Annotated in this window: 11 protein-coding genes; 3 read left to right on the top strand and 8 right to left on the bottom strand. The window is 37.9% G+C overall.

From position 1 onward, the window contains the following. The first annotated feature begins 126 nt into the window (after positions 1 to 126). Together amt and AAC073_RS09165 are read left to right on the top strand one after the other, a co-directional pair. A complete protein-coding gene (gene amt / locus AAC073_RS09160) occupies positions 127 to 1,425 on the top strand; it encodes an ammonium transporter (RefSeq protein WP_339923553.1) in 1,299 nt (432 codons plus the stop codon). 107 nt (positions 1,426 to 1,532) lie between these two features. Beyond that, the gene (locus AAC073_RS09165) at positions 1,533 to 2,702 is read left to right on the top strand and encodes a porin (protein ID WP_339923554.1); all 1,170 of its coding nucleotides are present in this window, start codon (positions 1,533 to 1,535) and stop codon (positions 2,700 to 2,702) included. Between the two features lie 119 nt (positions 2,703 to 2,821). Here the strand turns inward: AAC073_RS09165 and AAC073_RS09170 are convergent, their stop codons facing one another. The 3 genes from AAC073_RS09170 to dnaK form a co-directional block, all read right to left on the bottom strand. Further along, positions 2,822 to 5,431, bottom strand: a complete 2,610-nt coding sequence (locus AAC073_RS09170; protein ID WP_339923555.1) for a PAS domain S-box protein — start codon at positions 5,429 to 5,431, stop codon at positions 2,822 to 2,824. 508 nt (positions 5,432 to 5,939) lie between these two features. Continuing rightward, positions 5,940 to 6,314 carry a co-chaperone GroES family protein gene (locus AAC073_RS09175; RefSeq protein ID WP_339923556.1) on the bottom strand — a complete coding sequence of 125 codons (375 nt, stop codon included), beginning with the start codon at positions 6,312 to 6,314 and terminating at the stop codon, positions 5,940 to 5,942. Between the two features lie 273 nt (positions 6,315 to 6,587). After that, positions 6,588 to 8,510 (bottom strand): molecular chaperone DnaK, encoded by a 1,923-nt coding sequence (dnaK, locus tag AAC073_RS09180; RefSeq protein ID WP_339923557.1) that lies wholly within the window; start codon positions 8,508 to 8,510, stop codon positions 6,588 to 6,590. Positions 8,511 to 8,706: 196 nt separating this feature from the next. On the opposite strand from dnaK, the gene AAC073_RS09185 reads away from it, so the two are divergent. Beyond that, positions 8,707 to 9,501 (top strand): MOSC N-terminal beta barrel domain-containing protein, encoded by a 795-nt coding sequence (locus AAC073_RS09185; protein ID WP_339923558.1) that lies wholly within the window; start codon positions 8,707 to 8,709, stop codon positions 9,499 to 9,501. A gap of 54 nt (positions 9,502 to 9,555) precedes the next feature. Here the strand turns inward: AAC073_RS09185 and AAC073_RS09190 are convergent, their stop codons facing one another. The 5 genes from AAC073_RS09190 to AAC073_RS09210 all read right to left on the bottom strand — a co-directional run bounded on the left by AAC073_RS09190 (position 9,556) and on the right by AAC073_RS09210 (position 13,059). After that, positions 9,556 to 9,882 (bottom strand): nucleotide pyrophosphohydrolase, encoded by a 327-nt coding sequence (locus tag AAC073_RS09190; protein ID WP_339923559.1) that lies wholly within the window; start codon positions 9,880 to 9,882, stop codon positions 9,556 to 9,558. Between the two features lie 5 nt (positions 9,883 to 9,887). Then, the gene (locus AAC073_RS09195; protein WP_339923560.1) at positions 9,888 to 11,396 is read right to left on the bottom strand and encodes an ATP-binding cassette domain-containing protein; all 1,509 of its coding nucleotides are present in this window, start codon (positions 11,394 to 11,396) and stop codon (positions 9,888 to 9,890) included. Between the two features lie 78 nt (positions 11,397 to 11,474). Continuing rightward, the gene (dtd, locus tag AAC073_RS09200) at positions 11,475 to 11,927 is read right to left on the bottom strand and encodes a D-aminoacyl-tRNA deacylase (RefSeq protein ID WP_339923561.1); all 453 of its coding nucleotides are present in this window, start codon (positions 11,925 to 11,927) and stop codon (positions 11,475 to 11,477) included. Then, positions 11,924 to 12,646, bottom strand: coding sequence for an NAD-dependent epimerase/dehydratase family protein (locus AAC073_RS09205; RefSeq protein WP_339923563.1), 723 nt, complete (start codon positions 12,644 to 12,646; stop codon positions 11,924 to 11,926). Before AAC073_RS09205 ends, dtd begins: the two co-directional genes overlap by 4 nt. After that, the gene (locus tag AAC073_RS09210) at positions 12,643 to 13,059 is read right to left on the bottom strand and encodes a YkvA family protein (protein WP_339923564.1); all 417 of its coding nucleotides are present in this window, start codon (positions 13,057 to 13,059) and stop codon (positions 12,643 to 12,645) included. Before AAC073_RS09210 ends, AAC073_RS09205 begins: the two co-directional genes overlap by 4 nt. Between the last annotated feature and the right edge of the window lie 26 nt (positions 13,060 to 13,085).

The following is a 13,085-nucleotide window of genomic DNA, read 5'->3' on the forward strand; positions in this document are numbered from 1 at the left end:
TCTTTGTAATTTTTACACTTATTTTAAATTTACTAGTTGTTTTTTTGACTATTAATTGCCTAAATTTGTTGTAAATGAAAATGAAAGTAAAAATTCAACCTGTAACTCTTTAACTCTAGGTTCTTTATGAAAAACATTTTACCTCCTTTATTACAAGTTAGTTCTAGTGGAATTGACTACGCCGATGCAATCGCTCAAAACCTCCTTACAACAAATAATGTTTGGATGATGTTGGCTACGGCTCTTGTATTCATTATGCACCTTGGTTTTGCAGGTGTAGAAGCTGGCTTTGGCCAGGCAAAAAATACTGTGAATATACTTTTTAAAAATACCGTTACTCCTATAATAGGTATTTTGACTTATGGCTTAGTAGGTTTCTTCCTTATGTATCCAGGATTTGACGTTCCAGGTTGGTTCGGATTTGATGGTGCAGGTTGGAGCATGTTCTGGTTTAGCCCAGGAAATGCTGATGTAAGTACTGAATACGCAGATGCTGGCTATACTTATTGGACAGATTTTCTTTTTCAAGCCATGTTTGCTGCCACTGCGGCCACTATTGTATCAGGTGCGATAGCAGAGAGAGTAAAACTTTGGGCTTATCTAATCTTTACTGTAATTTTTGTAGGTATTGTATACCCTATAATTGGAAGCTGGAAATGGGGCGGAGGCGCTTTAGACGCCATGGGCTTCTATGACTTCGCTGGTTCTACGTTGGTTCACTCTGTAGGTGGCTGGGGAGCATTAGCAGGTGTTCTATTAGTAGGCCCAAGGATAGGGAAATATGTGAATGGCAAAACAATGGACAAGCCAGGATCGAGTGTTCCTTTGGCAGTAATTGGTGTATTCCTACTTTGGTTAGGATGGTTTGGTTTCAACGGAGGCTCTGTCCTTTCTGCTGATCCAGGACTGGTATCTTTTGTACTCGTTACAACTTCTCTTTCTGCTTGTGCAGGTGGTTTAGGTGGTTTTTTCGCAGCGTATTTTGCTTTCAAAAGATTGGACCTTGGAATGGTGTTGAATGGAATCTTAGCTGGATTGGTTGGGATCACCGCAGGAGCCGATGTAATTAACCCTATATACGCACTACTAATTGGCTTTATAGCTGGGATATTAGTCGTGATGTCTGCTCTTTTATTAGACAGGTTAAAACTTGATGATGTAGTGGGTGCCGTTTCAGTTCACCTTACGTGTGGTATCTGGGGTACTTTAGCCGTAGGTATTTTCTCTAACAATCCAGATCACAACTTTTTAACGCAACTAGCGGGCGTAGCAATCTGCGGTGCTGCAGCATTCTTTTCTGCTCTAGCAATATTCTTTGTAATGAAGAAAACAATTGGAATAAGGGTATCTAAAGAACACGAAATATCAGGACTTGACAGCCATGAGCACGGAATCAGAGGTTACACTATCATTTATGATGAATAAATAATCTCTATAAACTTAAAAACAGGATCCTGCTTTTTTAATAAAAGGGTTAGAAAAGCAGGATCCATTGATTCTAAACAAATTCTAAAATTTAATCAATATCCAAAATGAAAAAATTTTATTCAATTTTAACAATCCTATTTTTATTGCCAGTAACATTTCTTCTGGCTCAGGAAGAACAAGAAGCCCAATCAGAATTTTCTCTATCAGGGTCAGTTGATGCTTACTTCAGAAGTAATCTAAATGCACCTAACAAAGGTGATGCGGCTCAGTCGCCGGCCACATCGTTTGGTAACCTCCCAGGTTTCTCTTTAGGAATGGCAAATATTATCGCGACCTATGAAGGTGAAAAAGTAGGATTTGTTGCCGACCTGGTATTTGGTCCAAGAGGAGAAGATGCTGTTTTTGGCTCTCCTCTATACGCTGGCGGAATGGCAGGTAGTTCTCAAATCATAAACCAACTTTATATGTATTACAATGTAAGTGATGCTGTAACGTTTACCCTGGGTAATTTCAACACCTATTTGGGTTATGAGGTTATTTCCCCAACTGGAAATTTCAATTACTCTACTTCTTATATGTTTTCTTATGGTCCATTCTCTCATACAGGACTGAAGGCAGACTTTCAGCTTTCAGACAACTGGTCACTAATGGCTTCCGTTATGAACCCGACAGATATGACTGAGTTAAATTTCTACGGTTCTTACACCTTGGGTGGTCAACTGGCCTATACTACTGACGCTGGTGGAACTTACCTAAACTTGCTTTATGGAGACCAAGACGGAAAATTAGAAATGAACACTTTATCATCATTTGGTCCAAATTCGATGGGAAACACATTTCAGATCGACTTAACTACGGGTTATGATGTTACAGAATCTTTATTTCTTGGTCTGAATACCACTTACAACACTACTGCAGCAGGTCAAATGTACAATGGTTCAGCCATACAAGATGCGACTGGTGATGGTTATGGCTTTTATGGCGTAGCAGGTTACTTACAAATTGCTACTTCTGACAAATTTTCCCTCGGAGCAAGAGGAGAATATTTCAAAGTTTTCAATGATGGTTTGGAAGATGTTGTAGGCGTAGATTCAGACGGTGATGGCAGAGTGTTGGCAGGCACCTTGTCTGGAAATATCAAAATCACGGATAACTTTACTATTATTCCTGAAGTTAGAGCAGACATGATGTCTAGCAATTTCTTCATCAATAACGATTTTCAAAGCACTAAAAATTTAGCTTCTTTCTTGGTAGCAGGAGTATTCTCTTTCTAGAGAAAAAGAATTAGAAGGAGACAATTACGCCATGGTGAAATATTTCAACCATGGCGTTTTTTTATGCCTCTTCATTTTACAGCTAACAATGGTATTCTAATTTAAAATATTGTACTGCTTCAATGCTTCTGATCCTTCAGTAGAAACACACTAAATGTAGTTCCTACGCCTTCCTTGCTCTCCACACTTACACTCCCGCCGATACTTTCTATCTGGTTTTTAGTGATAAATAAGCCTATACCTCTAGCGTCTTGATGCTTATGAAAGGTTTTATACATCCCAAACAACAAATCCCCATTTTTTTCAAGGTCTATTCCTAAACCATTGTCTTCAAACCTAATTTCAAAAGTTTTCTTATGCTCCTTCACCCCCACTTTTAGGTAACTTTCTCTATCTGGCGACTTGTATTTTATGCCGTTTGTGACAAAATTTAAAACAATGCTTTCTATGTACGCAGGAATGCCAGCAACATAAAGTTCATCAGTAACTTCATTAATGAGTTCCACTCCTTCCTGTTTGGCCATAGGGTAAACACTCTCTATGGTTTTATTTAAGATTTTGTACAATTCGACTCTCTCGTTTTCTGCCGTTTCATGTAAATTTATATTTACTATTTCAGTCAAGTGCTGAATGGTCTCGGAGAGATTAATGCCACCTTTTTTGAGTAAACTAAGAATCTCCATTTCAAACAAATTAGGATGTTCAAACTCTAATAATTCAAGCAACATGTTCATTCCCGATGAATGAGATCTTAAGTTATGCGACACAATATGGGCAAAGTTTTTTAGCCGCTCATTTTGGTCTTGAGTAGTTTGCAGAAGTGCGGATATTTGATTTTGCGCACTTCGCAGGGCTGTAATATCAATAAGTTGAGAAATAAAATATAAAATATTGTCTTTTGAATCTCGCACTACGGATACTGCCAAAATAGCAGAAACCTCATGCCCTAATTTATGAATATACCTTTTTTGGACTTGATAGGTTTGTCTTTTCCCATCTATAACATCTTGTAGAAAGTTTAAGTCAGATGCCAGATCTTCAGGATGTGTAAGGTCTTGAAAGGTTAAATCATTAAATTCTGACTTACTATAACCCAATATTGAACATATTTTATCATTTACATTAAGCCACTTCCCTTCTAATGAAACAATGGCCATACCAATGCCTGCATTTTCAAAATTCTGCTGAAAGGCTTTTAACGAAATGTCTAATTTCTCACTAACAAGTTTGTGTGCTGTTATATCTTCGGTATACATAATTATACCACCTATGACATTCCCTTCATCAAACCAGGGTTTCACTTCCCAGGAAAGCCATTGTACAATACCATCTTCTCTTACAAACTTGTCTTCCCTATTACTTTTAGTTGCTCCTGCCAGACACTCTTGATGTATTTTTTTCCAATTTTCATCTATTTGAGGAAAAACCTCATAATGAGACTTACCTATCACCGATTTAGTGCCTAAATTATTATCTGACATCCATTTGGAAGAAACGGCCAGGTATTTGATTTCTTTGTCAAACATAGCGATGGCAATGGGTGCCTGAGAAATAAAAATAGCTTGCTTTTGAACTTTAATTTTAGAGAAATTAATATCCTGGTGCGTACCAAACATTATTTTTGGTTGGCCATCATCTGTGTAGGATATCACTTTCCCCCTTGCGTGAATCCACCTCCTAGACCCATCCTTATGCCTCATTTTGAACTCACATTCATAATAATCGGTTTTCCCCTCAAAACAGGCTTGCAAATTGGTTTCGGCAACTTTCAAGTCCTCAGGATCCATTAAGTCCACCCAAGTCTGAAAATTAAGAGGCTCTAATTCACTTACTTTATACCCGAGGATTTCAGCCCATCTATCATTAAATATGGTCTCACCAGTTTGAATGTCCCACTCCCAAATACCCAAATTTGTACCCTGAACAGCATATTTAAACTTTTCTTGTTCAGCAGTCCAATTTAACTGGGCAATTTTCTTACTATGTATATCTTGAAAAGTACCAAAGACCCTTACGGGTTTTCCATCAATTAATTCTGCTTGACCAATCGCCCTTACCCATTTTTCTTTTTTAGTATAAGTAATTAATATTAAATCGAGCTCATAAGATTCTCCTGTCTTTAAGGTATTATCAAATGCTTTCTTAATAGCCTCTCTACTTTTCCCTTCTTTATAAAAGTCAATGGCCCCCTCCATGGTGGGTTCGAAATCGTCAGGCACTTCATGGATAAGCCGGGTTACCTGACTCCATTCTGGTAACCCTTTTTCAAGATTAATACTCCAATATCCGATTTTAGAAATGAGATTACATTGATGACGAAATTTATCTTTCTCTAAAATATCTGTAAGATTCTCAATAAAAAATACAAATTCATTGGTTGGTGCTCCCTCCAAATCAGCTATCAAATACCCATTTAGCCTTAAGGTAAGCAACTTCCCGCTTTCTGATTGAAGTTTAATAATATGCTTTAATGCGCCTTTTTCTTCCTGAAGATCGTTTTCTAAACACGCTATCAATTTATCTTTAACAGGGCTGGACATCAAATTAAAAAAACCTGGAAATTGTATTGTATCACCTGAAAAGCCTAGTGTCCCAATAAGATCATCATTGCATTCAGCCGTCCATTCCCCATCTCTTTTAATTACAACCATTCCTTCATTGTAATGGGATTTTAAAAAATTAAATAAATCCCTCTTTGTCGTGTTTTCAAAAATTGATGAAGTTATCATTTGCTAATATTAAAGGGTTTTAAGGCACGTAAATTTGAATCAAAAAGATTATGCGACTTTTTGATTCATTATTGAATTAGGAAAATCTGGAGTTGCTCTAAAATATTCCTAGGTGAAAAAGAAATAAACAGTTTACTAAATGTTGATTATAGAGGCAAAACACCCATCAAGCTACAAATTAATCTGTTTTAATACACATTAAAGTTAGCTAATGATGCAGAAAGCAAAAAAAGAAATGTAAAATGCAAAAATTAACGGATTGGAAAAACCCTTAAATCGGCCTTTAAATAATTCATTGTAATAATAACTCCATCTAAAATCGATTGGGTAAAAAAGCACTTTATTAAACCCTAATGTAATAACAGAAAAAGTGAGACAGCCCTGATATAGGGAAGCGCTCACTTTATTAAAATTTCTAAATAATAGCCTATTGTGATAGGGAAGGACACTTCCTCTGAAGTGATTATAAATCTATTGCCTTCCTCTATTAAGAATATTTGAAAACCTTTTATAACTCTTCTTCTCTTTCAAGCATCAAAATAGCGCTTTGAGGCACGATGAAATATTTCTCACCTTCATACATCACTTCAAAGCTGCCATTAACAAGAAAGACTGCTAGATCTCCTTCTTTTGCTTGCAAAGGGATATATTTCACATTTTCATTTTGATCTTTCCACGGTTCATCGTCCTGTACCGGAAGTGGAATTGGGTATCCCGGCCCAGCTTTTATGATATAACCCTGTTGCGCTTTTTCTTTTTCTTGAACCCCCGGTGGCAAATACAAACCACTGGACGTTTTTTGATTTGGCTTCTTCAATTTGATGAGGAGCCGATCACCAACAATAATCAAGTTCTTAAGTTTATTATCAGATGTTAATTGCATGCCGCTATTAGTTTATGGCGAATAGAATGGGAATTAAACCCTTCCGTACTATGGGATTTCAAGGAAGCTTCAAATTTAAAAGAATCAATTTTGCCGAGCCCCTACTTTCACGTAGTGAGCCAAATTAGTTTACGAAGAACTGATACCCATTATAATTAACGCTCCATTTTGCCAATTGTAGAAAGAACGAAAGGTACACTAAAAAGTAATGGCATCTCCGGAAAACCGGAGACACCATTATTTATCAATTTATAATCAAGAAATGAAGGTTGTTTACTTCTTTTCCTCTTCATTTACTTCTTCATAATCAACATCTGAAACACCGTCTCCAGAGCCGTCAGCTGAAGCGTCGTCAGGACCAGGCTGACCTGCAGCACCCTCAGCTCCCTGAGTTTCGCTGTACATCTCCTGAGAAGCGGCTGCCCAAGCAGCATTCAAGGCTTCCATTCCTGTCTCGATTCCAGCTAAATCCTGACTTTGGTGTGCAGCTTTAAGCTGTTCTAATGCACTATTAACTGCTGTTTTGTTTCCATCAGACAATTTGTCGCCAAACTCTTTTAATTGTTTCTCCGTCTGGAAAATCAAACTATCAGCTTGATTGATTTTATCAACCTTATCTTTCTCTTCTTTGTCCGTAGCAGCATTTGCTTCGGCTTCTTTCTTCATTCTATCGATTTCTTCATCAGATAAACCAGAAGAGGCTTCAATCTTAATTTTTTGCTCTTTACCCGTACCTTTATCTTTAGCAGAAACGTTTAGAATACCGTTGGCATCAATGTCAAAGGTCACCTCTATTTGAGGAACACCTCTTTGTGATGGCGGGATATCTGAAAGTTGGAACCTTCCGATAGTTCTGTTGTCTTTTGCCATGGACCTCTCTCCTTGAAGGACGTGAATGTCAACAGCAGGCTGATTGTCAGCAGCAGTTGAGAAGACTTCAGATTTTTTAGTAGGTATGGTAGAGTTAGACTCAATTAGCTTGGTAAATACGCCTCCCATTGTTTCGATACCCAAAGAAAGTGGCGTAACATCTAACAATAGAACGTCTTTCACTTCTCCCGTAAGTACACCACCCTGAATGGCTGCACCGATGGCAACAACTTCATCTGGATTTACACCTTTTGAAGGTTTTTTACCAAAGAATTTCTCAACTTCCTCTTGGATCTTAGGGATCCTTGTAGAACCACCAACAAGTATAACTTCATCAATGTCAGAAGGAGACAAAGAAGCATCGGCCATTGCTTTTCGAACAGGCTCCATAGACCTTTTCACAAGGCTGTCTGACAATTGCTCAAATTTTGACCTTGAAAGACTCCTTACCAAATGTTTAGGTCCAGATTGAGTAGCTGTAATATAAGGGAGGTTAATCTCCGTTACAGAAGAGCTGGAAAGCTCTATTTTGGCTTTCTCAGCAGCTTCTTTTAACCTTTGAAGCGCCATTGGATCGTTTTTAAGATCAATGTCTTCTTCAGATTTAAATTCATCTGCTAACCAATTGATGATCACTTGGTCAAAGTCATCACCACCCAAATGCACATCCCCATTGGTAGATTTTACTTCAAATACACCGTCTCCTAATTCCAAAACAGAAATATCAAAAGTACCTCCACCAAGGTCAAATACAGCAATTTTCATGTCTGCATTTTTCTTATCCAGTCCATAAGCCAATGCTGCTGCAGTAGGCTCATTGATGATTCTCTTAACATCAAGACCAGCGATCTGACCCGCTTCTTTGGTTGCTTGTCTTTCTGAATCATTGAAATAAGCTGGAACTGTAATTACAGCTTCAGTAACTTCTTGACCTAAGAAATCTTCTGCAGTGGATTTCATTTTTTGCAAAATCATTGCAGAAAGTTCCTGTGCAGTATATGACCTATCGCCAATTTTTATAGCAACTGTGTCATTTGTTCCTTTTTCTACTTTATAAGAAACGTTCTTTTTGTCATCTGAAATCTCAGAAAACTTTTTACCCATAAACCTCTTTACAGAAGAAATGGTATTTGCGGGGTTGGTAATCGCCTGACGTTTGGCAGGATCTCCCACTTTTCTTTCTCCATTACCATTATCCAAAAATGCTACTATAGAGGGTGTAGTTCTTCTTCCTTCACTGTTTTGAATGACAACAGGTTCATTCCCTTCCATTACAGCGACGCATGAATTGGTTGTACCCAAATCAATACCGATAATTTTTCCCATGATTATATAAATTTTGTCGTTTTCGTTTTAAACACAAAACTACTATAACAACCAATGTGCCAAGTGAATTATTGGAAAAATTAATGCCACATTGTCACAATTTATGACAGCTTATCTTTAAAAATGTCAATATTTCCCATAGTATTGCAACAAAAGTAACCGATATTTACCTGCTAAGTCAACATGTAAAATCAAAATGAAAGTCTCTCAAATCAATATTTACCCTATAAAATCTCTTGGCGGAATCAATTTAATGGAAGCCAACGCAGAAGTTTCCGGTTTTCGGTATGACAGGAATTGGATGCTGGTAGACCAAAATGGGAAATTTCTGACCCAACGTTCTTTTCCAGAAATGGCTTTACTTCAGGTAGAATTGCAGGAAAATGGATTGCTTGTGTATCATCAATTAAATCCTGATGATAGGATTGAAATCCCATTTCATGAAAATACTGGCAAAAAAATAGAAGGTACTGTTTGGGATGACTCAGTAAAAACACTCCATGTCTCTGCTAAGATTGACAAATGGTTTTCCGCCCAACTAAAGACAAATTGTCAATTGGTGAAAATGGATTTGGAGAATAAAAGGTATATAGAAGGTAAATATAAAGTTAACAATGAACACGTTAGCTTTGCAGACAGTATGCCATTCCTCATTATTGGCCAATCCTCGCTGGACGATCTAAACAGCAAACTGAAAGAACCAATTGCCATGGAAAGGTTTAGGCCAAATTTAGTGTTTACCGGCGCACTCCCTTTTGCCGAGGATGATTGGGACAATATCCAAATAGGTCAATTAAGGTTTAAAGTCACTAAACCCTGTGCAAGATGTATGATGATCACTATAGATCAGAAAACAGGAACGAAAGGCAAAGAACCCCTAACCACCCTTTCTCAATACAGAAAAGTGGATGGGAAAGTATTATTTGGCCAGAATCTTATTGCATTAGACAAGGGAAGCATTGCCGTAGGTAATATTATAAAGCTCGTTTAAGTATGACCTGTGACTCCAACTAGCCGAAAGAGGGTATTTGAGAAAAGCAGTTGCTTATTTTAATTTCTCATTGTTTTTATGCCTGTTAATGTCTCTTTTATTCTTTTTCTCAAAATTTCTTTCAAAAGCTTTCGTCAGATCTATTCCTGTCTGGTTGGCTAAACAAAGCAACACCCATAAGACATCTGCCATTTCATCACCCAAATCTACCTCCTTGTCACTTTCTTTGAAGGATTGCTCTCCATACTTTCGTGACATAATCCGAGCTACTTCGCCCACCTCTTCAGTCAAAATGGCCATGTTTGTCAATTCACTAAAATACCGAACCCCTGTGGTATTTATCCATTCGTCAACTTGCTTTTGTGCTTCTTCTATGGTCATTCTTTCTATTTGTTAATTACTTTACCTAATTCGAGTTCAAGTGTATGTTCTATACAATCAGGAATATCCACATCATAATGACTTACGAAAAGCAATGTTAATCCTGTCTCCTTACAAAAAAACTCAATGGTGGATTTAAACCTACTTCGTTGTTCTTCATCCATGCCTTGAGAGGCCTCGTCCAAGACGAGTAAGGTAGGGGATTTAATCATCGCTCGCGCTAAAATACAGAATCTTTGCTCCTCCAAACTCACTTGTTGCAATCTAAGCTCACTTAAATGGGACAACTGAAATACCTTTAGCCATCTATCCACCAAGTCCTCCTGTGTCTCAGTTAGTTTTTTAAATAATCCCATGGTGTCAAATAGCCCAGATGCCACTACCTTTCTGCAGGTTTGATTGATGGGGAAATACCTGGCCAATTCAACAGATACAAAACCAATAGGGCGTTTTATGTCCCAAATACTTTCACCTGTCCCTCTCTTCCTGCCAAATAGTGAAATGTCATTGGCGTAGGCCTGCGGGTTTTCGCCAAGTATTAAACTAATGAGGGTGGATTTTCCCGCGCCATTATGTCCTTTTATCAACCATTTTTCCCCTGGCAATACCTGCCAAGAAACATTGTCGAGCAGTTTCTTTTCACCATAGCTGATCGTAACATTATTCATTTTAATGATCTCCTGATCCGAAAATGGCAAAGTCCCTGTGTTTAGTAATCCGTCAAAAGACATGGAAGAAAAGTTGAACGTTGAGAAAGCCTCATTTTCCAGAGGAATCAAGCTGTTCCTATCCTCTACTACCATTAATTTCCCACCACTTATCCAACCTATTCGATCTACTGCCTCTGGGACTTCTTTGGCTGTAGAGGTCATGATGACTTGAATTCCTGAACGCTGAATGGTTTTAAGTATCCCTTCAAAATCAGCTCTGGTTTGTACATCAAGGCCAACTAACGGCATGTCTATCAATAATAATTTCGGGTTCTTTAATAGAGCCTCTGCCATCGCCAGCCTTCTTGTTTCACCATTGGAAAGCTTAATTAAAGATTTACTTTTTAAACCTTCTAGCCGAAAGAGCTCAATTACGTTTAACAGGTTCCAAGCTCCTTCTTCCTTAATTTCCACCTCGCTCAAGAAGGCACCTACAGTGGCTGTATCCTCAGATTCAGCACTATTGAATCGCTGCTGGTAATAAAAATTTTGTTGACTGGATTTATTGCGGAAAGTATATTTTTGTGAGACCAACGCTATCAGATCCCTAAAGCTATTGATCAATCCAAGATCTCGTTGTTTCTGCTGATAGTCAGCTGCAAATGGCCATTTAATGTTTCCGTCCACTATGGCGGTCCTACCCAAAATAGTTTCTAGAAATAAAGTGCGTTCTTTTCCTGAATCACCTAAAATAGCCCAAGACTCACCATTTTCAACGGTAAAGTTAAGATCTCTAAATACTGTTTTCCCAAACGACTGAACCGTAGCATTTTCTATTTCTAAAAAGACACTCTTTTTCTTCATTTCATTAATTTTAGTCTGGATGGGCTTCGCTAAATCTGAGGGCGAGCGTATAAATAAGAGGCCTTTAGAAAGAATATTTTAAACCTTGTTTTTTGAATCCAGTACAATGGTCACAGGCCCATCATTTATCAAGGAGACTTGCATATCAGCTCCAAATTCACCGGTTGGCACAGGTTTCCCAAGTAATTTGCTCATTTCATTTATGAATTGCTCATAAAGTGGGATGGCAACTTCTGGCCTGGCCGCCTTAATATAGGAAGGTCTGTTGCCTTTTTTTGTACTCGCATGGAGGGTGAACTGACTAACAATTAAAACATCTCCATTTGTCTCCAGAATAGATTTATTCATCACCCCTTCTTGGTCGGCAAAAATTCTCATATTCGCGATCTTTCTACAAATCCAGGTTATATCATCAAGCGTGTCTGCTGATTCGATACCTAGAAGAACAAGTAAACCTGCCTCAATAGCTGCTTTCTCGATTGTCTCAATTTGTACTGATGCCCTTTTTACTCTTTGTAAAACTACAATCATTTCGTCATCTTATGCATCTCTGAGGAGGAAATAGTCTCATTTCCTGTCATTTTCAAATTGAGGGCTTTTTGTACCATTGCTTTAGCTACCTGATGATCATATATGGGTTTATACTTACTAAAAAGCCCAAAAAAGGTAACGAATTTCATAACAGCTTTGCCTATTTCTTCCCCTGGTCGGTTTTCATTTCTTTCGCCTAATAATATAGAAGGCTGAAAGAGCCCCACATAATTAAAATCCATTCTTTTAAGTCCATCTTCAACCTTTCCTTTCACACTGTTGTAATGTATATTAGATTGGGCATCCGCTCCTATGGCACTTACGTATAAGAATCTCTTGGCTCCCAGCCGGATGGTCATCCTTGCAAAGTCAAGTACATAATCGTGGTCTATTCGGTAAAAGTTTTCTTTAGAGCCCGCCTTTTTAATCGTAGTTCCTAAGGCAGAGAAAGCCATTATTGATGTAGAGGCTTCACTCAGTGCTTTTAATAAAGGCTGCTTGTCTCCGCCCATATTTTGCTTTCTAATTTCATCTTCCAGATTCAACTTATCTAGCTGCTCAAAGTCAACCTTCAACTGAACGAGCTTTTGATGCTTAAAAGCCAATTCTCTTCTGCCGAAAGAAACCACCCAATCGACGGATTCATTTTTAAAAAGTTGATGAAGAAGTTGTACACCTACCAAGCCGGAGGCTCCTGAAACAAAAGCGATATGACTCATAAGTTTTGGTTTTTTTCCCAGTCTAAAAACTTCTCAATATCAGATTGAAGACTTTTAAATATGAAGAGTAAAACGGTAACATCATCTACATAACCTACAAAAGGAATAAAATCAGGAACCAGGTCTGTGGGAAGTGCAAAATAAAACAAACCCAAGACTAACAAGCCCAAAGACCTGTTGGATAGTCCTGCATATTTTTTACTTAAATGTGCTCTGACCATTCTAATAAATATCTCGACTTGAAATTTGACCTCTGCAAATGTAGGGTTGTTGGAAAGTTCTTGCCATTTCTGGTTTACTTTCTCAAGTAGACTGCCGAGTTTTTTTTCAGTACCAGCAATGTGCTCAGCCCTGTTTAGATAAATGGCTTTGACCTTTTCAAAAAGGCTTTGGCCTGAAGAATAACTGTCCATAAATGTTTATTGCTTTATAGTGATGG

Origin of the sequence: uncultured Cyclobacterium sp. (genome assembly GCF_963977555.1) — a bacterium.
In the GTDB taxonomy this organism is placed as follows: Bacteria; Bacteroidota; Bacteroidia; order Cytophagales; family Cyclobacteriaceae; genus Cyclobacterium.